General features: G+C 63.8%; 23 protein-coding genes. 8 read left to right on the top strand and 15 right to left on the bottom strand.

Annotated features, from left to right (window positions below; genetic code table 11):
* Window positions 1-5 precede the first annotated feature (5 nt).
* Genes RMO89_RS17250 through RMO89_RS17240 form a run of 3 tightly spaced genes read right to left on the bottom strand, consistent with a single transcriptional unit; the run spans window position 6 to window position 1909 of the window.
* On the bottom strand, window positions 6-920 hold the full coding sequence (locus tag RMO89_RS17250; protein ID WP_310534678.1) for a hypothetical protein: 915 nt from the start codon (window positions 918-920) through the stop codon (window positions 6-8).
* 54 nt (window positions 921-974) lie between these two features.
* Complete coding sequence (locus RMO89_RS17245) at window positions 975-1343, bottom strand: hypothetical protein (RefSeq protein ID WP_310534677.1); 369 nt, start codon at window positions 1341-1343, stop codon at window positions 975-977.
* Window positions 1344-1375: 32 nt separating this feature from the next.
* Window positions 1376-1909 (bottom strand): DUF4402 domain-containing protein, encoded by a 534-nt coding sequence (locus tag RMO89_RS17240; RefSeq protein ID WP_310534676.1) that lies wholly within the window; start codon window positions 1907-1909, stop codon window positions 1376-1378.
* Window positions 1910-2188: 279 nt separating this feature from the next.
* Here RMO89_RS17240 and RMO89_RS17235 point away from each other — a divergent pair, with 279 nt between their 5' ends.
* The 3 genes from RMO89_RS17235 to RMO89_RS17225 all read left to right on the top strand — a co-directional run bounded on the left by RMO89_RS17235 (window position 2189) and on the right by RMO89_RS17225 (window position 4706).
* Complete coding sequence (locus tag RMO89_RS17235) at window positions 2189-2344, top strand: hypothetical protein (RefSeq protein WP_310534675.1); 156 nt, start codon at window positions 2189-2191, stop codon at window positions 2342-2344.
* 89 nt (window positions 2345-2433) lie between these two features.
* Complete coding sequence (locus RMO89_RS17230; RefSeq protein WP_310534674.1) at window positions 2434-3303, top strand: TIGR00730 family Rossman fold protein; 870 nt, start codon at window positions 2434-2436, stop codon at window positions 3301-3303.
* 17 nt (window positions 3304-3320) lie between these two features.
* Window positions 3321-4706, top strand: a complete 1386-nt coding sequence (locus RMO89_RS17225) for a methyltransferase domain-containing protein (RefSeq protein ID WP_310534673.1) — start codon at window positions 3321-3323, stop codon at window positions 4704-4706.
* Here the strand turns inward: RMO89_RS17225 and thiD are convergent.
* The 3 genes from thiD to glmM are packed head-to-tail and all read right to left on the bottom strand — an operon-like array spanning window position 4691 to window position 7086.
* On the bottom strand, window positions 4691-5491 hold the full coding sequence (gene thiD / locus RMO89_RS17220; protein WP_409035577.1) for a bifunctional hydroxymethylpyrimidine kinase/phosphomethylpyrimidine kinase: 801 nt from the start codon (window positions 5489-5491) through the stop codon (window positions 4691-4693). The genes RMO89_RS17225 and thiD overlap by 16 nt on opposite strands.
* Before the next feature lie 15 nt (window positions 5492-5506).
* Window positions 5507-5746 carry a DUF1272 domain-containing protein gene (locus RMO89_RS17215; protein ID WP_310534669.1) on the bottom strand — a complete coding sequence of 80 codons (240 nt, stop codon included), beginning with the start codon at window positions 5744-5746 and terminating at the stop codon, window positions 5507-5509.
* Window positions 5746-7086, bottom strand: a complete 1341-nt coding sequence (gene glmM, locus RMO89_RS17210; protein WP_310534668.1) for a phosphoglucosamine mutase — start codon at window positions 7084-7086, stop codon at window positions 5746-5748. The genes RMO89_RS17215 and glmM overlap by 1 nt, the downstream gene beginning before the upstream one ends.
* A gap of 106 nt (window positions 7087-7192) precedes the next feature.
* On the opposite strand from glmM, the gene RMO89_RS17205 reads away from it, so the two are divergent.
* The gene (locus RMO89_RS17205) at window positions 7193-8440 is read left to right on the top strand and encodes a dicarboxylate/amino acid:cation symporter (protein ID WP_310534667.1); all 1248 of its coding nucleotides are present in this window, start codon (window positions 7193-7195) and stop codon (window positions 8438-8440) included.
* A gap of 357 nt (window positions 8441-8797) precedes the next feature.
* Here RMO89_RS17205 and RMO89_RS17200 read toward each other — a convergent pair whose 3' ends face one another.
* Window positions 8798-9946, bottom strand: coding sequence for a GNAT family N-acetyltransferase (locus RMO89_RS17200; RefSeq protein WP_310534666.1), 1149 nt, complete (start codon window positions 9944-9946; stop codon window positions 8798-8800).
* Between the two features lie 159 nt (window positions 9947-10105).
* Between RMO89_RS17200 and RMO89_RS17195 the strand changes: the two genes are divergently transcribed.
* Entirely contained in the window at window positions 10106-11158 is a 1053-nt protein-coding gene (locus RMO89_RS17195) for a fatty acid desaturase (protein WP_310534665.1), read from the top strand.
* Window positions 11159-11164: 6 nt separating this feature from the next.
* Here the strand turns inward: RMO89_RS17195 and lptG are convergent, their stop codons facing one another.
* From lptG to RMO89_RS17170, 5 genes are all read right to left on the bottom strand, one after another.
* Window positions 11165-12262 carry an LPS export ABC transporter permease LptG gene (gene lptG, locus RMO89_RS17190; RefSeq protein ID WP_310534664.1) on the bottom strand — a complete coding sequence of 366 codons (1098 nt, stop codon included), beginning with the start codon at window positions 12260-12262 and terminating at the stop codon, window positions 11165-11167.
* On the bottom strand, window positions 12252-13493 hold the full coding sequence (gene lptF, locus RMO89_RS17185; RefSeq protein ID WP_310534663.1) for an LPS export ABC transporter permease LptF: 1242 nt from the start codon (window positions 13491-13493) through the stop codon (window positions 12252-12254). The genes lptG and lptF overlap by 11 nt, the downstream gene beginning before the upstream one ends.
* 130 nt (window positions 13494-13623) lie before the next feature.
* A complete protein-coding gene (gene clpS, locus RMO89_RS17180) occupies window positions 13624-14004 on the bottom strand; it encodes an ATP-dependent Clp protease adapter ClpS (protein WP_310534662.1) in 381 nt (126 codons plus the stop codon).
* Window positions 14005-14164: 160 nt separating this feature from the next.
* On the bottom strand, window positions 14165-14956 hold the full coding sequence (locus RMO89_RS17175; RefSeq protein ID WP_310534660.1) for a phasin family protein: 792 nt from the start codon (window positions 14954-14956) through the stop codon (window positions 14165-14167).
* Between the two features lie 127 nt (window positions 14957-15083).
* Window positions 15084-16979 carry a class I poly(R)-hydroxyalkanoic acid synthase gene (locus RMO89_RS17170; protein ID WP_310534658.1) on the bottom strand — a complete coding sequence of 632 codons (1896 nt, stop codon included), beginning with the start codon at window positions 16977-16979 and terminating at the stop codon, window positions 15084-15086.
* A gap of 140 nt (window positions 16980-17119) precedes the next feature.
* Between RMO89_RS17170 and RMO89_RS17165 the strand changes: the two genes are divergently transcribed.
* The 3 genes from RMO89_RS17165 to RMO89_RS17155 all read left to right on the top strand — a co-directional run bounded on the left by RMO89_RS17165 (window position 17120) and on the right by RMO89_RS17155 (window position 19996).
* On the top strand, window positions 17120-18319 hold the full coding sequence (locus tag RMO89_RS17165; RefSeq protein WP_310534657.1) for an LL-diaminopimelate aminotransferase: 1200 nt from the start codon (window positions 17120-17122) through the stop codon (window positions 18317-18319).
* 155 nt (window positions 18320-18474) lie between these two features.
* Window positions 18475-19182, top strand: coding sequence for a winged helix-turn-helix domain-containing protein (locus RMO89_RS17160; RefSeq protein ID WP_310534656.1), 708 nt, complete (start codon window positions 18475-18477; stop codon window positions 19180-19182).
* Window positions 19172-19996, top strand: a complete 825-nt coding sequence (locus RMO89_RS17155) for a crotonase/enoyl-CoA hydratase family protein (RefSeq protein ID WP_310534655.1) — start codon at window positions 19172-19174, stop codon at window positions 19994-19996. The genes RMO89_RS17160 and RMO89_RS17155 overlap by 11 nt, the downstream gene beginning before the upstream one ends.
* Before the next feature lie 153 nt (window positions 19997-20149).
* Here RMO89_RS17155 and RMO89_RS17150 read toward each other — a convergent pair whose 3' ends face one another.
* The 3 genes from RMO89_RS17150 to RMO89_RS17140 form a co-directional block, all read right to left on the bottom strand.
* Window positions 20150-21340: an aromatic ring-hydroxylating dioxygenase subunit alpha gene (locus RMO89_RS17150; protein ID WP_310534654.1), complete on the bottom strand. Its 1191-nt coding sequence runs from the start codon at window positions 21338-21340 to the stop codon at window positions 20150-20152.
* Between the two features lie 75 nt (window positions 21341-21415).
* Window positions 21416-21793: a VOC family protein gene (locus tag RMO89_RS17145; protein WP_310534653.1), complete on the bottom strand. Its 378-nt coding sequence runs from the start codon at window positions 21791-21793 to the stop codon at window positions 21416-21418.
* A gap of 12 nt (window positions 21794-21805) precedes the next feature.
* Window positions 21806-22918: an S-(hydroxymethyl)glutathione dehydrogenase/class III alcohol dehydrogenase gene (locus RMO89_RS17140; RefSeq protein WP_310534651.1), complete on the bottom strand. Its 1113-nt coding sequence runs from the start codon at window positions 22916-22918 to the stop codon at window positions 21806-21808.
* Window positions 22919-22945 lie beyond the last annotated feature (27 nt).

Genomic DNA, 22945 nt, shown 5'->3' with positions numbered 1-22945 from the left:
CAGGATCAGGGAGCGGTGAAGCTCCCCGCCGCCAGCGCTGTGCCGGGCTTGGCTTCGTCGGCAAAATAGGTGACGGTCACCGTCTCGCCCTTGCGCAGGGCGCGGTCGAGCGGGACTTCGGCGAGGCGTTCGCCGATTTCGGGATAAACGCCAAGGCCGCGCACCTTGCCGATCACGGTCTTGCCCGAACGGACTTCGATATTGCCGTAAAGCGAGGCGCTGCCGCTGCGGCGGATCGGCACGGTCAGCACCGGCTTGCCCTTGGCCTCAGCGGTGCGCATCGGGCCGAAAGCGGCAGTGGCGGAAACCCCGCCGGTGCGCACGATCAGCGGGATCGAGACGCCGAAGATCGACTGGATACGCAGCACCAGTTCGCCGCGCTGGACGGCAGAGGCCTGCTCGGCAGTGAGGCCACTGTCGGCTGGCGGCACAGTCGTGACGGTCAGGTGTGTGCGGTATTCCGCCGCTGCGGTGTCAGCCGGAGCGCTGGCGCGAAGACGGATGGTCCGGCCTTGACCGGGAGGAAGTGTCAGGCGGCTCGGCGCGGCGAGGAGCAGCGGTTTCGCCGACTTGACCAGCGCCGCCGACGCAGCCGCTTCAGGGCCCTTTTCGGCGATGCGCGCCATCGGCACGATCTCGCCGCTGGGCAGCATGGCATTATCGACCAGCGCGACATCGACCGTGACTTCGGCGGTGCCCTGATTGAACACGTAGACCGCATCGGCGCGCTTGTTGCCTTCGAAGATGACCCGGCGCGGGGTGACATTGATATCTGCCGCGCCGCTGGCCGGAAGTGCAACCGCCGGAGGGGCGGTCTGCGCCATCGCGGGACTGGCGGCTGACATGCCAGCCAAGGCGGCGGAAACACACAGCAGGGCCTGCATCAGCTTGCGTGGGCTCGTCTGGCTTGTCTGGTTCATGTCTTGCAGCCCCGTTGAAATCATGTGAATCGACAGGCCGGAGGACCGGCCCGCTTAGTTGAATTGCGCGAGGAACAGCAGGTTCGCCTGCCCTTGCGGACCCGGCGCGCCGGCGGCGCGGCCCAGCGACACCGGCCAGGTATCGGCGGACAAGACCACGGCATCACCGCTGCGAACCGCGCTGGTCAGCGACACGGCATCACCCGAACGGCCCGAGAGGAACACGCTCGACAGCGCAGAAGTCAGGACATTGTAGGCAATGCCGCTGCCAACCGGCTGTTCGATCACCACGCTGCCTTGTGCGGAAGCACTGCCTTCCTGCGCGAAGGCGCCAGTGGTCTGCGCGAAAGCGGGAGTCCCCGTAAAGGTGGCGCCTGAAAGGGTGGCAAGGGCGGAGGTCAGGAGCATTGCTGTCTTGCGCATCGGTTCCGTTTCTCCGCCCTTGCCTTGGTCGATCAATTGTACGCGACCGTGACGTTGAACGTGCCTGTATAGGCACCGCTCGACTGCGTCGAAGGCAGGTTGAAGCTGCCGCCGAGGTTCAGCGTCGCACTGCCGGCCGCGCCGAGCGCGCCCGAGAGCGTCACCTGGTTGGTCGTGGTGTTCCAGTCAGGTGCCAGCGTGACGGTGATCGTGCCCGTGCCGTTTGACAGGTCAAAGGTCGCCGGTGAGCTGATGTTGACCACCTGATTGCCTTCGCCGCTCACGCCGAACACGGCATGGCTGGTGGTCAGGCCGCTGAGCACGACGGCTCCGCTGCCGCCGACGACCGTCGTGCTGTTGTTGGCGATCGACACCGTGCCGGTGCCCGAACGGGGCTGGACGACGCGGCCGAAAGCAAGGTCGGTTGTCTTGGTCAGGGTCAGGGGACGAATGATCGTCACCGAAGCGCTGGCCGTATCGGTAGAAGTATTCGCCGCTTGGGCGAAGGCCGGGCCGGCAGCAGCAAGGCTGCCCAGCGCCAGCGCGAACGCTAGTGTCTTCTTCATGGATTTCGTTCCCACCAAATTGCCGGATTGCGGGTGCAATCCATTGCAGTCATTCGGAGGGAGGCAGCCTTTCTTCCCCATCAAGAAAGTGACGGCTGCGCCCCGCCAGACAAAGCCTTTCGCCATTCAGCGCAAAGCCATGCGGGTTTGCACCTAGGTGGGAACCCGTGAGGGAATGGTTAATTTTGCCCACAAACATACAGTTTTCATGCAGGCTTTTTACACTTGTATCCTGTGCGCCGTCATTTTTGTGCAGCATGGCACTGGCACTGTGTGGACATGGACGTAACCAACTCAGCTTCGTGCTTCGACTGGATCGCCTGGTACGCCGCGATCCCCGGCATTCCTGCGGACTGGCCCACGCCAGCCGTTTCCGAGGACGGGGGCGATGACACGTTCGACCCTGATGACTGGCCCCAGCTCAAGGCTGCCTGACCGCCTTCCCATTGCCGGTCGCCGCTACGGAATGGCGGCGAACCGTCTCGCCCTTTGACAGCGGCGGCGCGAAGGCCGAAAAGGGGCTAATGACAGATACAGATGACAAGCGGCTCACCCGACGCCGTTTCTACAAGGCGGAACAGGAAGCAGGGTTTGCAGAAACCCACTTCACCGCCACCCCGCAAACCCAGAGCCCGAGCTACAAGCTCGCCTTCACCGACAACGATTTCCTCCTGCGTGAGGAACTTCGTCCGGTGCGTTTTCAGCTGGAGCTGCTGAAAACGGAAATGCTGATGGAAGAGGCCGGCATCGGTTCGATGCTGGTCTGCTATGGCTCGGCGCGGATTCCTTCCCCCGAACAGGCGGCGGAAATGGTCGCCAATGCCCCCGAAGTACGCAAGGCCGTGGCCGAGAGCCTCGCAGCCAAATCAAAGTATTACGACGTCGCCCGCAACCTGGCGCGCATCGCCAGCGAAGCCGCCATCGTCGAAAAGGGCATGCGTCAGTTCGTTGTCTGCTCGGGCGGCGGGCCTTCGATCATGGAAGCCGCCAATCGCGGCGCCAGTGAGGCAGGTTCGGAAACCATCGGGCTCAACATCGTCCTGCCGCATGAACAGGCGCCCAACCTTTACGTCACTCCGCGGCTGGCCTTCCAGTTCCACTACTTCGCGCTGCGCAAGATGCACTTCCTGCTCCGCGCCAAAGCGATCGCGGTGTTCCCCGGCGGCTATGGCACGTTCGATGAATTCTTCGAACTGCTGTGCCTGATCCAGACCGGCAAGATGAAGCCGATCCCGATCCTGCTCTATGGCAAGGAATTCTGGAGCAAGGTCGTCAACTTCCAGGCGCTGGCCGAGGAAGGCGTGATCAATGCCGAGGACCTCAAGCTGATCTCGTGGGTGGAAACCGCCGAGGAAGGCTGGGACGTGATCCGGGACTTTTACGACCTGGGCTGAACGGGAGCACCGCCGCGATGCCTTATATCTGCGTGCATTGCGGCGGCCCGCTGGACCCTTCGGGCGAGGCGCTGGCATGTCACGCTTGCAGCCGGGCCTATCCTGCGCAGGGCGGTGTGCCGGTGCTGCTGCCCTATCCGGATCGCCATATCGACGCCACGCGCAAGGCCTTGCTGGCCGAGCGCATGGCGCTGGCGCTGGACCAGATGCGCGCCAATGCCCCCGGAGCGCGCCACGAACGGCTTCGGGCGGCTTTTACGGCCCGCATTGCCAATATCGAAGCGGCTTCGGCACCGTTTTTCCGCGCCTACCGCGGGACCGCTACCGCCGATCCGGCAGCGGCTGATTTTGTCGCGCGCGCGCGCACCGGGTGGTCGATCGCCCGGCTGATCCCCTATTTCATCGCCGACTGGGGCGATTGCGGCTCCGCTGCATCGGTCACCCGGATCATCGCCGATGAAGCCCTGCACAGCGCCGACCGGCAAGCGGCGCTGGTTATCGGGGCAGGCGCCGGAAAGCTGGTCACCGAACTGGCCGGGAGCTTCGCGGTGGTGACGGGAATCGACCTCTCGCTGCCCGCGATGCTCTGGGCGCAGGACCTGCTTCACGGCGGGGACGCGGAGCTGCGCCCAGAGCATGGCGGACAGCGCGGCGACGGCAATGCCATCTGCATCGGCGGAAGCGATCGGGGGCCCGGCAACGCCGGTTTTGCGGTTGCCGATGCTGGCAACCTGCCCTTCGCCGATGGCAGCCAGTCGTTGGTTGTCACGCAGTACCTGCTCGACATTGCGGTCGATCCGGCAGGAATCGCTGGCGAAGTCCACCGCGTCCTCGCGCCCGGCGGTGTCTGGGTGAACGTGGGCCTGCCGTTCCGCCTGCCCGGCGATTCTGCCGGGGCGGACCGCTGGAGCGAGGAGGATATGCACGCCTTCGCCGGCCTGCACGGCTTCGAACTGGATCACGCCGAAGCGCGGGTCCTGCCGCATCTTGACCTGTCCGCCTTCGATCCGGCGTGGAATGGCGAAGTCCACCGCGTCGTCCTGTTCCGCGCCCGCAAGGCCGGTCCCGCACAGCGCAGCCGCCTGCACCGATCCGCGCTGCACAGGGCAGCGGTTCCGCACCTGCGCAGCGACGCGAAGATCGAAATCGAGGAAACGCGCGAAATCGGCGCGCAAGGCGCAACGTTCAAGATCCGGCTGGGCAAGTCCGGACGCGCGATGATGTCCGAAGCAGACTCCTGCCGGTTGGTCGAAGCGCTCGTTGCAGCCATCGACGGGACGCGCTGTGTCGATGAAATTCTCGCCGCAACGAGCGGAATCGCGGCGCCGAGCGAAGCCCTGATCGTGCTCGAAGAACTGCTCGTAACCGGCCAGATTGAACTCGGCGATCAGCGCACCGCCTGATGCCCCAGCGGCCCGTGCCCTGAGCCAAAGCCGGGCGCGGCGATCAGCGCGGCGCGGACGAAGCGGCGCGCGCCTTCCACGGCCTCGACCAGCGGCAGGCCCTGCCCCAGCAGGGTGGCGATGGCGCTGGCCAGAGTGCAGCCCGTGCCGTGAGTGTGGCGCGTCTGCACCCGCATTCCGCGCCAGATACGCTGATCCTCGCCGGGAATGACCAGCCGGTCCTCGACCTCGGGACCATCCGCATCGCCGCCCTTGGCGAGATAGGCAGTGCCGCGCGCCGCCATACCGGCATCACCGCCGAGCGCCACCAGTTCAGGCACGTTCGGCGTGGTCAGCGTGGCGAGCTTCATCAGCCGTTCGAAGGCCGCGATGGTCTCTGCGTCGGCCAGCGCCGCGCCGCTCGTGGCGATCATCACCGGATCGAAAACCAACGGCACATTCGCGCTTTCGAGCAGGTCGGCGACGGCGTGAGCGATCCCGGGCGAACCCAGCATGCCGATCTTCACCGCGTTGATGCCGATGTCATTGGCGCAGGCTTCGATCTGGGCGACGACGAGATCGGGCGAGAGCACTTCGACCGCGCTCACCCCCAGCGTGTTCTGCGCGGTGATCGCGGTGATCGCGGTCATGGCATAGCCGCCGAGCATGGTGATCGTCTTGATGTCTGCCTGAATGCCCGCGCCGCCCGAGGAATCGGAACCGGCTATGGTGAGGATGCGGGGCACATGTCGTCCCGGGCCTGACCCGGGACCGCTGACCTCATCGACGGAAGGTTGAGCGTTCATGCCAGCGGTCCCGGATCAAGTCCGGGACGACGAAGAATTGAACTTCCGCTCGCTCGAAGGCGAGTTCTTCTCCTGCAGCTTCTTCGATCGCGAGGGCCGGTCCATCAGCTCACCGCCGCAATTGGGGCAGCGGTCGTCCAACGCATCGGCGCATTCGGCGCAGAAAGTGCATTCGAACGAACAGATGAACGCGCCGGGGGCTTCAGCCGGCAAGTCGCAGCCGCACTTTTCGCAATCGGGGCGCATTTCAAGCATCAGGCGGCAGCCTCTTTCACGGCATCGCAGATCGCATCGACGACCTGTTCAACCTCACCCGCATCATCGCCTTCGGCCATGACCCGGATCACCGGTTCGGTGCCTGACGGGCGGATGACCAGCCGGCCCTTGCCCTGCAATTGCGCTTCGGCTTCGGCGATCACAGCCTTGACCTTGGCATCATCCAGCGGCTTCCCGCCAGAGAAACGCACGTTCTTGAGCAATTGCGGCACCGGATCGAACAGGTGCAGCAATTCGCTGGCACGCTTGCCCGACTGCACCAGCGCGGCGAGCACCTGCAGCGCTGCCACAGTGCCATCGCCTGTGGTGGCATGGTCGAGCATGATCATGTGGCCCGACTGTTCACCGCCGACGTTGAAGCCGCCGGTCTTCATCCGTTCGAGCACGTGGCGGTCGCCCACCTTGGTGCGCTCCAGCGTCAGGCCTTGTCCGGTGAGGAAGCGTTCAAGCCCGAGGTTCGACATCACCGTCGCCACCACGCCGCCGCCGCGCAGGTTCCCGCTCGCCGCAAGCCGGCTTCCGATCAGCGCCATGATCTGGTCACCGTCGACCGTCTGGCCCTTTTCATCGACGACGATCAGCCGGTCGGCATCGCCATCGAGCGCAATGCCGATGTCCGCGCCGCTGGCGACAACGGTTTCCTTGACGAGGTTGAGGTGTGTCGACCCCACCTTGTCATTGATGTTGGTGCCGTTGGGATTGACGCCGACCGCGATCACTTCGGCGCCGAGTTCCCAGATCGCCGAAGGGGCCACCTGATAGGCTGCACCATTGGCGCAATCGACGACGATCTTGAGCCCGTCGAGCCGGACATTCTCAGGCACCGAGCCCTTCACCGCGTGGATGTAGCGCCCGCGCGCATCCTCGATCCGGCGGGCACGGCCGATCCTGGCGGCGTCGGCCAGCGGCTGTTCCTCGCCCAGCAGGGCCTCGATCGCCAGTTCGTCCTCGTCCGACAGCTTGAAGCCATCGGGGCCGAACAGCTTGATGCCGTTATCCTCATATGGATTGTGGCTGGCCGAGATCATCACGCCGACATCGGCGCGCAGTTCGCGGGTGAGGAGGGCAATCGCCGGGGTGGGCAGCGGGCCGGTGAGCACCACGTCCATGCCAACGCTCGTGAACCCGGCGACCAGCGCGTTTTCCAGCATATAGCCCGAGAGCCGGGTGTCCTTGCCGATCACCACGCGGTGGCGGTGATCACCGCGCAGGAACCGCGTTCCCGCCGCCTGACCGACCTTCATCGCGATGGCAGCAGTCATCACGCCGGCATTGGTCCGCCCGCGAATCCCATCTGTGCCGAAATACTGCCTAGCCATGCGCAACACTCTCCAAACCTGCGTTTCCCGCCGCAGCAACCATGACAAATTGCCATGGCGCAAGCAGGCGCTAATGTCACCCCGGCACAACGGAATTGGGGCGATAATGGACGAGGGCAAAACGGCAACGGGCTTTCCTGAAATCAAGGTTCCGGCGGGACTTACTTTCGCCGGACTGGTGCTTGGCTTCCTTGCCGGGCTGGTGTTTCAGGGAACGTCGCTGGCGGAACCCTTGCTCAAGTACGGCGGGCTGGCGGGCACTTTATGGCTGCGCGCCTTGCAGCTGACCATAGTGCCGCTGGTGATCGGACTGGTGTTCACCGGCATCTCGCAGACGCTGGCAGCGGCAAACGGCGGCAAGCTGGCGCGCCGCGCCGTGGGGCTGTTCTTTATCGTGCTGCTGATCAGCGGCACGCTTTCGGCGCTGCTGGTGCCGGCGCTGCTCACTGCCTTTCCCATTCCCGAACGCGCGGCAGCCGCGCTGAGCGGCGGCGCAGCCACGGCGGGTGAGGTTCCCGGCTTTGCCCAGGTGCTGCTGGCAATGATGCCCGAAAACATCTTCGCCTCGGCCGCCAGCGGGGCGATGCTGCCGATCGTGCTGTTCGTTTCGGTCTTTGCCGTGGCGACAACGCGCATCGCCGCCGCGCCGCGCGCGCAGTTGAACCACGTGTTCGAAGGGCTGGCCGCGGCGATGATGGTCATGGTCGGCTGGGTGCTGAAACTGGCCCCCATCGGTGTTTTCGGCCTCGCCCTGCCGCTCGCCAGCAGCGGCGCCGACGCCATTGGCGCGTTGGCGCACTATGTCCTGATCGTCAGTGCGGCGGGCTTTGTGGTCATGCTTGGCGGTGTGGTGCTGGCGCTGACGCTGGGCGGACAGAAGGTGGGCACCTTCTTCCGCGCCATGACCCCGGTCTATGCGGTGGCGCTGTCCACCCAGTCCTCGCTGGCCAGCCTGCCGGCCATGCTCGCCGCGACGCGCAAGATGGGCGTGCGCGAGGCGACCGCCGATTTCGTCCTGCCGCTGGCCGTGGCGATCTTTCGCGCCACCAGCCCGGCGATGAACATGGGCGTGGCGATCTATGCCGCCTACCTGACCGGAACGCCGCTTTCGCCGCTGGTGCTGGGCGCGGGTGTGCTGGTTGCCTTCCTCGTTTCGCTGAGTTCGGTCTCGCTGCCCGGGACGCTGAGCTTCGTCATCTCGGTCGGCCCGATCGCCAATGCCATGGGCGTGCCGATTGCCCCGCTGGCGCTGCTGGTGGCGGTGGAAATGCTGCCCGACATCATGCGCACGCTGGGCAATGTCACGCTCGACGTGGCGACGACCGCTACGGTGGACCGCCAGCGCGGGGACTGAGCGCGCGTTTTCCTACAAGGCGGCGATTTGCTAGGGTCGCGCCGCTCTTTGACATTGTTGGTCCCGGTAAGGATGCCTGCGCGCGCGGCTCAGGTGTAACCCGTCCGCTTTCGAGATTAGCGACGGATTGTCAGTGACTTGATGGAAAAAAACAGGGTGACAGGGTGTCACCTCTGTCACCCTTCTCAAGTCAAGAGCTTTCGTCATGCTGAACTCGTTTCAGCATCCATAAAGCCCCGCAACCGGAGCTATGTTCTTTCACCCAACGGCGCAGTTGCGTACCCAATCAGCGGTCGGGCCATGAGGCACAATGGACCCTGAAACGAGTTCAGGGTGACGAGTGATCCCTATGGAGGCCTACAAAGCCTTCTCATAGATGTTGTAGGTCTTGTTGATCGTGCTCTCGATCGTCTCGGCAATCGCGACCATTCCCTGGTTGTCTTCCAGGATCCAGCCGATCTCGCCGCGCTTGCCGTTGTAATGTTTCACGGCGTTGCGGCGGATATATTCGATCATCATGAAAGCGAGCTGGCTGGCCATGCGCGACGACTGCAACCGCTTTACAACGCCCATGAGCGGCACCCGCATGTCGGCATTCTTCGGCTTCCACAGCCACAGCGCCAGCTTCAGCCAGCCGAGCAGACTGGGCTTGCCGTTGGGGCGCACCACTTCCTTCTGCACCTGATTGAGGTCAGGCAGGGTCATCATGAAGGCGACCGGCTCGCCATCATACTCGGCGATGTAGATCAGGTCGGACTTGCAGATCGGTTTCAGCTTTTTCGCAGTATAGGCGATCTCGGTCTCGGTGAAGGGAACGAAGCCCCAGTTGTCCGACCAGGCATCGTTGAGGATGTCGCAGATGATCTTCACTTCGCGGGGGAACTGGGCGAGATCGACGCCGCGCACCTTGATCCGCGCGTTCTTTTCGCCCGATTGGACAATGCGCTGGATCAGCGGTGGAAATTCGCGCTTGATGTCAAGATCATAGGTGTGGAGCTGCTTGACGAGGCCATAGCCTGCGCCTTCGATCCACGGTTGGTAGCGCGCGTTCTGGTGGCCCATCATCACCATCGGCGGGTGATCGTGGCCCAGCACGAGCTGGCCCGGCTCTTCCCAGACCGAAAGGTTCATCGGCGCGAGCACCTTGGTCATGCCCTGTTCGCGCAGCCATGCCTCGGCCCGCTGGATCAATGCCGTGGCAACCTGCGGGTCTGTGGTTTCGAGCGCGCCCCACAGGCCGGTGCCAGGGCCCATGCCCTGCTCCACCGGCTGGGTCAGCGCCAGTTCATCGATATGCGCCGATATGCGCCCGACAATCTCACCGCCGCGCCGCGCCAGAAACAGCTGGACACGGGCATGTTCGAAAAAGGGATTCTCGCCCGGAGTATACTTGCCGATCTCTTCGCCGCGCAATTGCGGCACATAGTTCGGGTCCGATGCATTTATCCGATAACCGTAATCGACAAAGTCCGCGATCCCGGTCTTGCCCGAAACCGGAGTGATCATTAGTTCGCCTGAGGTCACGTCATTGCCTTTGCCGTAGGATTGGAGAACAACCGGGGCCGGACCTGCGTTCGGTCCCGATACATGTCAAGCCGCACCGCGACAGTCCCAACGCGCCCGGCAGGCCTTTAACCGTGGAATTATGGCATGAATGCGCCTGAAATGACCATTACCAAGATCTCGGCGATCCCCGACGACAAGGCCATGCTGCGCGCCGCGGTGGAACTGTCGCGCGACATTTCGGCGGCCCGGCCCGAAATCTACTGGCCGGACATGCTGCTGTCGGCGTTGATCGGATATGGCGCACTCTACGGCGCGATTGTCACCGCGCTGGCGGGAGAACCGGCGTGGATGGTCGGCGGGCTCGGCCTGCTTTCGGCGCTGGCGCTCTACCGCGCGCTGCTGTTCATTCACGAGCTGACGCACATCCATGAAACCGCGCTGCCCGGCTTCCGTTTCACGTGGAACCTTCTGGTTGGCGTGCCGATGCTGATCCCCAGCTTCATGTACGAAGGCGTCCACACGCTTCACCATGCCCGCACGCGTTACGGCACTGCCGAGGATCCCGAATACCTGCCACTGGCCCTGATGAAGCCGTGGAGCCTGCCGGTATTCCTGCTGCTCGCGGTATTGCTGCCGATTGGCTTGCTGATCCGCTCGGCAGTTCTGGTGCCGCTCGGCGTGATCATTCCGCCGCTGCGCCGGTTGGTGTGGGAACGGGCGAGCTCGCTGTCGATCAACCCGGATTTCCGCCGCCGGCCCAGCGAAGGGTCGTTCAGGACGATGGTGTTCTGGCAGGAGCTCGGCGCCAGCGTCTGGGCCTTGTTCCTGCTGTGGAGCGCCGCCACGTGGGACTGGCGGCCGCTGGCCGTGGCCATCGCGGTGATTTCGCTCACCGCCGTGCTGAACCAGATCCGCACGCTGGTCGCGCATCTCTGGGCGAACGACGGCGATCCTATGACGGTGACCGGGCAATACCTCGATTCGGTCAACGTGCCGCCGCCCGGCGCGCTGGGCGAACTGTGGGCTCCGGTGGGTCTGCGCTATCACGCGCTGCATCACCTGCTGGCCTCGGTCCCATACCATTCCTATCCCGAAGCGCACCGCCGGCTGATGGCGCACCTCGGGCTGGAATCGACCTATGACAAGGCGAACTATCGCGGGCTGTTCCCGCTGGTCGGCAAGCTGGTATCAAGCACGATGGTGAAGCGCTGAGGCGCGCTACTCTTCGGTCCTGACGAGGACGGTTTCGCCCACCAGGGCAAACAGGAAGAACGGCGTCCAGGCCGCGATCAGCGGCGGATAACCGCCGAAGTTGCCGATGGCGATGGCGGCATTATCGACGACGAAATAGAGAAAGCCCAGCGCCATCCCGATCACGCCGCGGATCAGCAACTGGCCGGATCGCGCAAGGCCAAAGGCGGCGACTGACCCCAGCAGCGGCATCAGCACGGCCGACAATGGCCCGGAAATCTTGTGCCACCACTTGCCCTCAAGCTCGCTGGTGCGCCGCCCCGCCGCCTTCATCGCGGCGATCGATTCGGTCAGTTCGAAGATGTTCTCGGCATCGGGATCGACCTTGCTGATGGCCACCTGCCCGGGGGTCACCTGAGGCGCGACGACGACCGTGCCCAGCTGGCTGACCTTCGCGCCCTTGACGTCGAATTCGACCGCGTTTTCCATCTTCCAGCCCGGCGCGGCAAAGGTCGCTCGCGGGCTGCGGATCTGGCCTTGCACCATGGTCGTGGGATCACGGCGGTACCAGGTGACATTGGTCATGACCATTTCGCTGCCGCGCCCGGTAAGCGACGAGGCCATGAGGATATTTTCGCCATCGCGCAGGTAGACATTGGCCCGCCCGCCCCCGGCACTGGGCACTACGCCATATTCCGCCGCCTGCCATGCCTTCAGCGTTGCGGTAGAACGGGTGACAACGCGTTCGTTGAAGGCAAAGCTGATCAGCGACACAACCAGTGCGCTGAGCAGCAGCGGCGCGAGCACCTGGTGCGCCGAAAGCCCTGCCGCGCGCATCGAAACGACCTCGCTGTTCTGGTTCAGCGGCCAGAAGGTCAGCAGCGTGGCAAGCAGCACCGAATAGGGCAGGAACCGCGCCATCAACTGCGGCACGCGCAGAGTGACATAGGTCCACAGCTGCGCCTCGCCATTGCCCGGCTTGGCCAGGATTGCGCCGCTTTCGCCGAGCAGGTCAAGCATCTGCAGGACCAGCACCAGCATGATCAGCACGGCAACGATGCGCGTAATGAACAGCCGCGCCAGATAGAGCGTCAGCGTGCGTGACGGGAACAGATCAAGCCGCATGACCAACCTCTTCGCCAAGTCCGGTCAACTTGCGTGCCGCCGGATGCCGCTTGAAGAAGGCGACGATCCTCTTGCCGAAGCCCTGCGCGAACTTTTCAAGCGCGCCGATCGGCTGGCCGCCCGGAACATAGGCGATACGCCAGTACATCCACAGAATCAGCGCCGAAAACAGCGCGAAAGGTGCCCATAGCGCGAGCAGCGCGCTGACATCGCCGCGCGCAGCAGCGGCGGCGCCCGATTCGTTGATCTTGTGATAGGCAACGACCATGACAATCGAGACGAACAGGCCCAGCGCAGACGTCGACCGCTTGGGCGGAATGGCCAATGCCACCGCAAGCAGCGGCATCAGCAGCATCATGACGACTTCGACCATACGGTAGGAGAAGCTGGCCCGCACCTGCGCCCGTTCAAGCGGCGGGGCATCCGCTGCCCAGCCGATGCGGAGCAGTTCGGGCAGGATATATTCGCGTTCCTTGCCACCACGTTCGCGAAAGCGTTCGAGCGCGGGCAGGGGGATCGGCAGATCATGGCGTGAGAACGTAAGGATGCGCGGCGTCATGCCGGGACTGTCCTGCACGATCTGCCCATCGGTCAGGCGGAAGATGATCGTATCGGGCTGGTTCTGCAGCGCGAGGAAGCGACCTTCGCGCGCCGAAATGGTCAGCACCTGTCCTTTGTCATCCGAAAGACGGGCGAAAATGCCGATCAACTGGCGACCATCCTCGCGGCTCTGCTCGATCCGCAGGGCCAGCTTGTCGGCCAGCGTGGTGAATTCGCCAACCTTGATCGAAGCCCCAAGCGCGCCGGTTTTCAGTTCGAAGTTGAGCTGCTCGTAATAGTAGCGGGCCATCGGTTGCAGGTACGACACGTTGAGGAAGTTCACCGCCGCCAGCGTGATCGCGATCATGTAGGGGACGCGCAGCAGGCGGGTGTAGCTGAGCCCGACCGCGCGCATCACGTCCAGTTCGCTCGACGTGGCAAGCTTGCGGAACGCAAGCAGGATGCCGAGCAGCAGCCCCAGCGGAATCGCGAGGCCGGCATATTCAGGCAGCAGGTTGGCCAGCATCTTGAACACGACCGAGACCGGTCCACCCTGCAGCGCGACAAAATCGAACAGCTTGAGCATCTTGTCGAGGATCAGCAATGATGCCGCGACAAGGAACACCCCGCACATCGGCATGAGCACGAGGCGGAAAATGTAGCGATCTATTGCGGGGATAGATTTGAACAAAAGTCCCGGCCGGTTGCAGTTGGCAGCGTGGATTCCTGCCTAGGTCATGCCGGGGGGGCTGGCAAGCGGCGTGCGGCCAGAGGCAGCCGGATCGACCTTATTCCGGGTATTCAGGCCTTTTCGGGGGCGTTCAGGCCTTTTCGAGCGTGCATTGCAGCGGATGCTGGTTCTGCCGGGCGAAATCCATCACCTGGTTCACCTTGGTTTCGGCGATCTCGTAAGGGAAGATGCCGCAGACGCCGACGCCTTTCTGGTGGACGTGGAGCATCACCCGCGTCGCCTGGTCCATGTCCATGTGGAAAAAGCGCTTGAGCACGATCACGACGAATTCCATCGGCGTGTAATCGTCATTCAGCATCAGCACCTTGAACTGGCTGGGCTTCTTGGACTTGGCCCGGGTCTTGGTAGCCAGGCCGATCTGCGAGCCGCCATCGCCGCCGCCCGGGCCTGAATCGTCGTCATCCCCGGAACGAGGCGAAAGGACGAGCAAGGGGATGGACGGAACGATCATCGGGCAAGGATACCGTAAAGGGGGCATGGCGGGCAAGATGCTGCGCAAAGTTGAGACGGCGAACGGGCCGGACAGCGCTATGGCTGTCCGGCCCGCTGGTTCGGTCCGGCTTACGCTTGGGAGAGGAGGGCCGGCCCGGAAAGCTGAAAGCCTGCCTGAATCAGGCGGCCTTCGAAACCTTTTCAACTGCCAGGCTCACGCGAGTCGAGATCGGCGCGAAGCTTTCGTTGGCCAGCTTGAACATGGCTTCGGTGTTCTTCGAACCGGTGGCAACCGCAGCGTCGAACGAACGGCGCAGCATTTCCGACTGGAACTTGAAGAAGTCGGCCGGCGACTTGACGGCGGCCATTTCCTTGACGTCAGCGGTCATGGTTTCGAATGCGGTCTTGCTTTCGGCGATGATTTCGCTGCCCAGCGCCTTGGCGCCTTCGGCGAAGATCTTGCCCGATTCGACGACGGCTTCAACGTTGCCCTTGGCGAATTCGGTCGCCTCGCCAGCAGCCGAAGTGCTCTTTTCATAGGCCGACTTGGCCTTGTCCTTGAGGTCGGAAAACGCGGTCGAAACAGCGGCAGTGAAATCGGTGGTGGCGGTCTTGGCCATGATCTTATCCTTGAGCACGGAGAGAGGAGGAGTTCCGCTTTTCGCGGGCGATTTGCGCACCGGGGCCTTGGCGGCGACCGGCGCGGTCTTGAGGGGTTTGGTCTTCACGGTCGCAGTCTTCACCACCGGGACAGGCTTCGTTACCTTCGCAGCCTTGGGTGCCTTGACCGCCTTGGGGGCGGGGGTGGCAACCTTGACGGCGGGCTCCGGCGCCTCGACCTGTTCCGCCGCCGGAGCGGGGAGAGGGTCAGCGGGCATCAGCGCCGGCAACACTACCGGTGTTTCCGCAGCAGCTTCGGCATAGGCCTTTTCTGCGGCATCGAGCGATTGTGTTTCGGTTGCTTCAGCCATGTTGCCTGCTTCCGTTGGATCGGTTTGAACCATTTGCTGCAGTGCACAATAAGTATCGCGGAGGCGGATGTCAATATTTATTGTGCAGTGCAACAAAAGCCCGTTTCGCGAGCATCGGCGCGGGCTGTTACCGCGTCATGACATAGCGCCCGGGTGCGTCCTCGATGCCAGGATCCCCCTTGCCGCCAGGCGCGCGCTTGCCCTTTGCGGGAATGCGCGCGGCGTCCTGTTGCTCGATCCAACCGAGCCAATGGCCCCACCACGATCCGGGATGCTCCTTGGCCCCGGCGACGAAATCGGCAAGCGTGTCGCCGGGTTCGGGGTTGGTCCAGTACTGGTACTTGCCCGAGGACGGCGGGTTGACGACCCCGGCGATGTGGCCCGATCCGGCAAGCATGAAAGTCCACGGGCCGCGCAGGTGTCGGGTGAGCATCCAGACGCTCTCGGGCGGGGCGATGTGATCCTCGCGGCCAGCCTGTATGAAGCAGGGCACGGTGATTCGCGTCAGGTCGATCGGCGTGCCGTTCGCGCTCAGTGTATCGGGGACGACCAGCTTGTTGTCGCGGTAAAGGTCGCAGAGGTACTCGTGATGCCACTTGGCCGGCAGGTTGGTGGTATCGCCGTTCCAGTGGAGCAGATCGAAGGCCGGGTATTCCTTGCCGAGCAGATAGTTGTCGATCACGTAGTTCCAGATCAGATCCGAACTGCGCAGCATGTTGAACGTGGCCGCCATGATTCGCCCGTCAAGGTAGCCATCCTTGGCCATGGCATTGGCGGCGCTGATCTGCTGGTCGTCGATGAAATTGCGCAGTTCGCCGGCATGGGTGAAATCGACCTGCGCGGTGAAGAAGGTGGCGCTCTTCACCTTGTCGCCCTCGCCCCGGCGGCACAGCACCGCCAGCGTGGCGGCAAGCGTTGTGCCGGCGACGCAGTAGCCGATGGTGTGAACGGCGGGGACGCCAAGCCGTTCGCGGACGTGGTCGATCGCTTCAATCTGCGAGCGGATGTAATCGTCCCAAACCACGTCTGCCATCGACGCGTCAGCCGATTTCCACGAGACCATGAACACGGTCAGCCCCTGCTCGACCGCCCAGCGCACGAAGCTTTTCGCCGGGTTGAGATCGAGGATGTAGAACCGGTTGATCCACGGCGGGAAGATCACCAGCGGCACTTCCAGCACGCTTTCCGTGGTCGGCGAATACTGGATCAGCTGGAACATCGGCGTTTCGAACACGACCTTGCCCGGGGTCATCGCGATGTTGCGCCCCAGTTCAAAGGCATCGGGATCGGTATGGGTAAGCTGCCCCTTCTTCAGGTCGGTGAGCAGGTGCTCCATCCCCTGAACAAGGTTTTCGCCCTTGGTTTCCAGCGTGCGTTCAAGCACAACCGGATTGGTCAGCGGGAAGTTAGCCGGGCTCAGCGCCTCGGTCAGCGTGCGGGTGGCAAAGCGCAGCTGCTCCTTGCGGTCAGGCTCCAGCCCCTCGGCCTTGTCGGCCAGCTGGGTGAGTTGTTCTGAAAACAACAGGTATGCCTGGTGGATCAGCGCGAAGACCGGCTGTTCACGCCAACGCGGGTCCTTGAACCGGCGGTCGGTGCGGGGCAGCTCGGGACCGGCATCGTCGTTCGGCTTGCCGCCGGTAAACTGGCCGAGCACGCCCTGCCACAGCTTGACGCTGTCATCCCACAGGCGGCCCTGCGTTTCCGCATCGGCGAAAGGCATCTTCTTGTACCAGCCCTCGACCATTTCGAGCCACGTGGCCGGATCAGTCACCTGCCTGGGCGGATTGGCGAGCGACAGGTCGGGCTGGAACGCGAGCAGCTTGTCCTGCATCCGCTGCATCACACTGGTCCACTGGGCGAATTCGGCCGGATCGGTAGCGAGCGGCTTGACGGGGGGACCACCGGCAAAGCTGGCAAACTGGCCCAGCATGGCCTGAGTCGCCTCGGCCTGCATCTTGAGCATTTCGGCGAAGGGATCACTACCGCCCGGCTCGCCCGGTTTGTCGCTGCTGCTATCGCCCATGATTGCCTCGCCCAGTTATGCTGCACTGCACAATTACGCGGCGGCGGCGTGAACCGCAATCCCGCATTTGCCTTGGCGGCGATAATGCAGCAAAGCGACATTTGCGGCAAATCCGCCGCGAGCAACGGAATTTCGAGGTCATGGAAGAAGAGTTCTACCGCATCAAGCGCCTGCCGCCCTATGTCATCGCCGAAGTGAATGACATGCGCGCCGCAGCCCGCGCGGCGGGCAAGGACATCATTGACCTTGGCATGGGCAACCCCGATCTGCCCCCGCCCCAGCACGTGATCGACAAGCTTTGCGAGGTTGCGCAGAAGCCTGGGGCGCACGGCTATTCCGCTTCTGCAGGCATCCCCGGCGTACGCAAGGCCCAGGCCAACTACTATGGCCGGCGCTTTGGTGTGGAGCTTGATCCGGCAACCGAAGTCGTGATGACGATGGGCTCGAAGGAAGGCCTTGCCAGCCTTGCCACCGCTATGACCGCGCCCGGCGATGTCGTGCTTGCGCCCAACCCCAGCTATCCGATCCACACCTTCGGCTTCATCATTGCCGGCGCGACGATCCGTTCTGTGCCGACCACGCCGGACGAGAAGTACTGGGCCGCGCTCGACCGCGCGATGGCCTTTACCGTGCCGCGCCCGTCGATCCTGATCGTCAATTACCCCGGCAACCCGACCGCCGAGACGGTCGACCTCGCCTTCTATGAGCGACTGGTTGCCTGGGCGAAGGAAAACAAGGTCTGGGTCCTGTCCGACCTCGCCTATTCCGAGCTGTACTACGACGGCAACCCGACCGTTTCGATCCTGCAGGTGCCCGGCGCCAAGGATGTGGCGGTGGAGTTTACCTCGATGTCGAAGACATTTTCGATGGCCGGCTGGCGAGTCGGCTTTGCCGTGGGCAACCCGCGCCTGATCGCCGCGCTCAAGCGGGTGAAGAGTTACCTCGATTACGGAGCATTCACGCCGATACAGGCAGCGGCATGCGCGGCGCTCAACGGCCCGCAGGACATCGTCGAGAAGAACCGCGAACTTTACCAGAAGCGCCGCGACGTGATGGTCGAAAGCTTTGGCCGCGCCGGGTGGGAAATCCCCAGCCCCAAGGCCTCGATGTTCGCCTGGGCCCCGCTCCCCCCCGCGCTCAAGGAAATGGGCAGTCTCGAGTTTTCCAAGCAGCTGCTCACCCATGCCGATGTCGCTGTCGCGCCGGGTGTTGGATATGGCGAGGATGGCGAAGGCTTCGTCCGCATCGCCATGGTCGAAAACGAGCAGCGGCTCCGGCAGGCAGCGCGCAACATCAAGCGCTATTTGTCCACAATGGGCGTAAATAGCTCGGCCGCATGATGGCAGAACATGGTTAATTAGATTAGGGATTTCTCTGTCGCTGATTGCGTTTTCAGGGGGATCCGGATGCCATTGGCACAGGATCATGTTAGGCAGACTACTGGTTCCGGGGCGGCACGCCATGTCGCGCACGGCAGGTCAAGGCGTGCCTGAAAATGCAGCGCTTCCGCTGGATCTGCCATGAACCGCTCCCTGCCCACTGGGACTTGCGGCAACGCGGCTGGATGCTGGTCGAAAGCGACGATGCCGCCCCGTTTCCCACGTTGCTGAGCGATCCGGCACAGGCCCGGTCGATTACGGCCAGGCGCCAGCGAGCGCAGGCGATTCTGATCGGCATCGACGACAGCAGGGAACGCGCAGAATGGCTGCGTGAGGGTTTTGGCGAGGTGCTGCCGGTCCAGGTTTCCCTTGGCGAGCTTGAAATGCGCGCCATGCGCGTGCGCCTTGCCGCCGAGGCTGAGCCTCGCCGCCGCCGTCACGGCGCGCTCGAGCTTGATCTGCTGCTGCGCGAAGGCACGGTGGGCGGCCGGCGGCTGGGATTGCACCCGCGCGAATTTTCGCTGCTGTGGCGGTTGGCGCAGACCCCGGGCCATTCCGTCGCACCGCAGGACCTGCTCAGCGAAGTCTGGCAGATGAGCTTCAAGCCCGAGACCAACAGCCTTGCCGTCCACGTTTGCCGACTGCGCGCCAAACTGGCCTCGGCGGGGCTGGGTGGAATCGTCTCGACCGCACCCGACGGCGGTTATGCGCTGTCACCCGCGCGTGATGGACCCGACCCGCTGCGACGCAGGCTTGCGGAAGGCGGGGATGCGCTGCAATCAGGCGCGGTTCCCAGCTTCCGGAAGAGCCTGCATGAGACATGACCAGCCCGACACCAACTGGCCGAGCAATGATCGTATCGCCTTCAGCCTTGCCGCGGACGGTGTCGGCCACCTGAAGCTCGTCCGCGCGGCCAAGCTCAACGCGCTCGACCCGGCGATGATCGAGGCACTGCTCGCCGCGGGCACCGCACTGCATGACATGCCGGGGTTGCGCTGCCTCGTCCTGTCGGGCGAAGGCCATGCCTTCTGCGCTGGACTGGACCTCGCCTCGATGGCCGCAGGTCTGGCCGATGCGGGCGACCTTGCCGCGCGCACCCACGGCAATGCCAATGCCTTCCAGCAGATGGCGATGCAGTTCCGCAAGCTGCCCGTGCCTGTCGTCGCCGCGATCCACGGCGCGTGCCTTGGCGGTGGCTTGCAGATCGCCGCCGGGGCCGACATCCGCATTGCCGCGCCCGATGCGAAATTGAGCGCAATGGAGCTGCGCTGGGGTATCGTCCCCGACATGGGCCACTTCGCCTTGTGGCGCGGACTGGTCCGCCCCGACCTGCTGCGCGAGCTGACCTATACCCACCGCGAATTCAGCGGCGAGGAAGCATTGGCCATGGGCTTTGCCACCCATTGTGATGCTGATCCTCTGGCCCGTGCGATGGCCCTCGCCACTGAAATTGCCGCCAAGAGCCCCACCGCGATCCGCGCCGCCAAGGCCCTGTTCGCCCGCAGCGATGATGAGGCGACCGACGCTATCCTGCTGGCAGAAGCCATCGAACAGCAGCGGCTGATCGGGTCACGCAACCAGATCGAGGCAGTGGCCAGCCAGATGGCAAAGCGGCCTGCGGATTTTATCGATCCTTGACCCACACTGCGTCATCCTGAACTCGTTTCAGGATCCATCAGGCTTCACGCTCGGAGCCAAGTGAGAAAGCGCAACGGCACGGTTAGGGGCCTTGATCAAAGCGCCGGACGCTAAGGCGAAATGGATCCTGAAACGAGTTCAGGATGACGAGTGCTAAGACGTCCCGGCCCGCTCAGCCCGCAACGCCTCCACCCGCAAACGCACCTGTTCGTTGAGGTGGCGGCAGAGCATTTCGTGCTCCTGAAAATGGATCACTTCGACCGCGCCTGAACCTAGTCCGCCCTGCCCGGCCTCGATCACGCCGCGATCTTCGGCGTGGACGTCGCGGACCGAGGCCATGTTGAATTCGCGCGCGAAACGCGTTGAGGCATCAGTCGCGCGATTGGGCCAGTAGAAGCGGATCACGCCGCGCGTCTTGTTGACGCTGACGGGATAGATCGTGTGGGTGAACACGTGGCTGGCAAGGCCAAGCACAAAAGTCGCCGGGAACAGCTTGAAGTCAGTCTTGCGCGGCGGAAAGCCATCGCGCCCCGCCGCCCGGATGCCGCGCTCCATCGCCATGCGCAGCACCGGCGGCAGCACCGGCGGTTCGGGGTTTCGCCACAGCGTCTGCCCCCGGTGCGCGCCGGAAAAGCCGTAATGCGTGGGATAGGCGAGCGGATTGTCCGGGCCGATGGCCGGCGCGCCGGTGCGCGGGTGGATGAATTTCAGGTGATAGTTTTCCTGGAAATTGTCGACGTAGATCTTCCAGTTGGCATCAATCTCGAACACGTATTCGTCGAACTCCACCGTGCGCGACAGCGGTAGCTCCTCCAGTTCGTCGGCAATCGCACCAAGGAACTCGCGCAGGCTTTCCTTCGGTGGCTTGGCGAAGTTGACGAACAGCAGCCCGGCGCAGCTTTCCAGCGCGACCTGCTTCAGCCCGCAGGCGCTCTTTTCCAGCCCGAAGCGTTCAAAATCGGGGGCGGACAGCAGCGCGCCGTCCAACCCGAAGGTCCACATGTGATAGCGGCACGAAAAGGTCGCACGCTTGCCTTCGATATCGTCCGTGAGCTGGGTGCCGCGGTGGGTGCAGACATTGTGGAAGGCGCGGATTTCCCCGTCGCGCCCACGCACGATCAGCAGCGAGGCGCGCGCATATTCCAGTTCGCGGCGGATGAAGCAGCCGGGTTCCGGCACTTCGCAGGCGTGGCCGACGTGAATCCATTCGGCCTTGAATACCGCCTCGCGCTCGTCCTCGAACCAGGCGGGGTCGTGATAGACGCTGGCATCGATCGGCCCGGAACCGAGACGCTTTGCCGCCTCTTCCGGGGTGAACATTTCCAGCGCTGGACGTTTCGCCATGGCCTGCTCCCTTGGGAAGGAGCCTGCCACAGCGACGGCGCGTTCAACAGCGCCGATCGTCCAGCCCGGATGCCCTCAGCCCCGCTTCATCGCGCAGAGCTTGTTCCCATCGGGATCACGCAGGTAGGCGAGGTAAAGCTTGCCGAAGCCGCCTTCGCGCCAACCCGGAGCGTCCTCGATCGATGTGCCGCCGTTCGCCACGCCAGCTGCGTGCCAGGCATCGGCCATTTCCGTGCTGTCCATGCCGAAGCCGATGGTGCAGCCGTTGCCGACCGTCGCTGGCTGGCCGTCAATTGGCGGGGTGACGATGAACACGCCGCCGTTGTGCATGTAGACCGTGCGGCCCTTGTCGTCAGCGAAGCCAGGCTTGCCGCCGATTGCTGTGAACAACGCATCGTAGAACGCCTTGGACTTCGCCGGATCATTGGTCCCGACCGTGTTATGCGTGAACATTGTGCTCTCTCCTTAAAAGACGACGACCGAGCGGATCGACTTGCCCGCGTGCATCAGGTCGAAAGCGGTGTTGATCTCCTCCAGCCCCATGACATGCGTGATCATCGGGTCGATCTCGATCTTGCCGGTCATGTACATGTCGACGATCTTGGGCACGTCGGTGCGGCCCTTGGCCCCGCCGAACGCCGTGCCGCGCCAGTTGCGGCCGGTGACGAGCTGGAACGGGCGGGTGGAGATTTCCTTGCCGGCTTCGGCCACGCCGATGATGATCGAGGTGCCCCAGCCGCGGTGGCAGGCTTCGAGCGCGGTGCGCATGACTTCGGTATTGCCGGTGGCATCGAAAGTATAGTCCGCGCCGCCGTCGGTCATGGCGACGATCTTCGCCACGGTGTCCTCACGGCTCAGCCCGCGCGAGTTGAGGAAGTCGGTCATGCCGAACTTGCGGCCCCATTCCTCCCTGTCCGGGTTGATGTCGACGCCGATGATCTTGTTCGCGCCCGCCAACCGCGCGCCCTGAATCACGTTGAGGCCGATGCCGCCGAGCCCGAAGATCACAACATTGTCACCCGGCTGCACCTTGGCGGTGTTGATCACTGCGCCAACCCCGGTGGTCACGCCGCAGCCGATATAGCAGCTGGTCTGGAACGGCGCGTCCTCACGGATTTTCGCCACGGCAATCTCAGGCAGCACGGTGAAGTTCGAAAAGGTCGAGCAGCCCATGTAGTGGAAGATCGTCTGACCCTTGTAGCTGAACCGGGACGTGCCGTCGGGCATCAGCCCCTGGCCCTGCGTGGCGCGGATCGCGGTGCACAGGTTGCTCTTGCCCGAAAGGCACGTTTTGCACTTGCCGCATTCGGGCGTGTAAAGCGGGATCACATGGTCGCCGGGCTTCGCGCTGGTCACGCCCGGGCCGATTTCGCGCACGATGCCCGCCCCTTCGTGGCCGAGGACCGAGGGGAACAGGCCTTCGCTGTCGAGCCCATCGAGCGTGTAGGCGTCAGTATGGCAAATGCCCGTCGCCATGATCTCGACCAGAACTTCGCCCGCCTTGGGCCCTTCAAGGTCCAGTTCGACGATTTCGAGCGGCTTTTTCGCTTCGAAAGCAACGGCAGCGCGAGTTTTCATTAAGCGATTCCTCCGGACTGTTCGCGC

This window comes from Novosphingobium sp. (genome assembly GCF_031424035.1).
Lineage (GTDB): Bacteria > Pseudomonadota > Alphaproteobacteria > Sphingomonadales > Sphingomonadaceae > Novosphingobium.
This window is presented reverse-complemented; position numbering and strand designations above follow the sequence as displayed.

What these genes read in the sequence shown, in the direction of transcription:
- RMO89_RS17250 (WP_310534678.1), bottom strand. Translation starts at nt 920, where the DNA reads ATGAACCAGACAAGCCAGACGAGCCCACGCAAGCTGATGCAGGCCCTG.
- RMO89_RS17245 (WP_310534677.1), bottom strand. Translation starts at nt 1,343, where the DNA reads ATGCGCAAGACAGCAATGCTCCTGACCTCCGCCCTTGCCACCCTTTCA.
- RMO89_RS17240 (WP_310534676.1), bottom strand. Translation starts at nt 1,909, where the DNA reads ATGAAGAAGACACTAGCGTTCGCGCTGGCGCTGGGCAGCCTTGCTGCT.
- RMO89_RS17235 (WP_310534675.1), top strand. Translation starts at nt 2,189, where the DNA reads ATGGACGTAACCAACTCAGCTTCGTGCTTCGACTGGATCGCCTGGTAC.
- RMO89_RS17230 (WP_310534674.1), top strand. Translation starts at nt 2,434, where the DNA reads ATGACAGATACAGATGACAAGCGGCTCACCCGACGCCGTTTCTACAAG.
- RMO89_RS17225 (WP_310534673.1), top strand. Translation starts at nt 3,321, where the DNA reads ATGCCTTATATCTGCGTGCATTGCGGCGGCCCGCTGGACCCTTCGGGC.
- thiD (WP_409035577.1), bottom strand. Translation starts at nt 5,491, where the DNA reads ATGAACGCTCAACCTTCCGTCGATGAGGTCAGCGGTCCCGGGTCAGGC.
- RMO89_RS17215 (WP_310534669.1), bottom strand. Translation starts at nt 5,746, where the DNA reads ATGCTTGAAATGCGCCCCGATTGCGAAAAGTGCGGCTGCGACTTGCCG.
- glmM (WP_310534668.1), bottom strand. Translation starts at nt 7,086, where the DNA reads ATGGCTAGGCAGTATTTCGGCACAGATGGGATTCGCGGGCGGACCAAT.
- RMO89_RS17205 (WP_310534667.1), top strand. Translation starts at nt 7,193, where the DNA reads ATGGACGAGGGCAAAACGGCAACGGGCTTTCCTGAAATCAAGGTTCCG.
- RMO89_RS17200 (WP_310534666.1), bottom strand. Translation starts at nt 9,946, where the DNA reads ATGATCACTCCGGTTTCGGGCAAGACCGGGATCGCGGACTTTGTCGAT.
- RMO89_RS17195 (WP_310534665.1), top strand. Translation starts at nt 10,106, where the DNA reads ATGACCATTACCAAGATCTCGGCGATCCCCGACGACAAGGCCATGCTG.
- lptG (WP_310534664.1), bottom strand. Translation starts at nt 12,262, where the DNA reads ATGCGGCTTGATCTGTTCCCGTCACGCACGCTGACGCTCTATCTGGCG.
- clpS (WP_310534662.1), bottom strand. Translation starts at nt 14,004, where the DNA reads ATGATCGTTCCGTCCATCCCCTTGCTCGTCCTTTCGCCTCGTTCCGGG.
- RMO89_RS17175 (WP_310534660.1), bottom strand. Translation starts at nt 14,956, where the DNA reads ATGGCTGAAGCAACCGAAACACAATCGCTCGATGCCGCAGAAAAGGCC.
- RMO89_RS17170 (WP_310534658.1), bottom strand. Translation starts at nt 16,979, where the DNA reads ATGGGCGATAGCAGCAGCGACAAACCGGGCGAGCCGGGCGGTAGTGAT.
- RMO89_RS17165 (WP_310534657.1), top strand. Translation starts at nt 17,120, where the DNA reads ATGGAAGAAGAGTTCTACCGCATCAAGCGCCTGCCGCCCTATGTCATC.
- RMO89_RS17160 (WP_310534656.1), top strand. Translation starts at nt 18,475, where the DNA reads ATGCAGCGCTTCCGCTGGATCTGCCATGAACCGCTCCCTGCCCACTGG.
- RMO89_RS17155 (WP_310534655.1), top strand. Translation starts at nt 19,172, where the DNA reads ATGAGACATGACCAGCCCGACACCAACTGGCCGAGCAATGATCGTATC.
- RMO89_RS17150 (WP_310534654.1), bottom strand. Translation starts at nt 21,340, where the DNA reads ATGGCGAAACGTCCAGCGCTGGAAATGTTCACCCCGGAAGAGGCGGCA.
- RMO89_RS17145 (WP_310534653.1), bottom strand. Translation starts at nt 21,793, where the DNA reads ATGTTCACGCATAACACGGTCGGGACCAATGATCCGGCGAAGTCCAAG.
- RMO89_RS17140 (WP_310534651.1), bottom strand. Translation starts at nt 22,918, where the DNA reads ATGAAAACTCGCGCTGCCGTTGCTTTCGAAGCGAAAAAGCCGCTCGAA.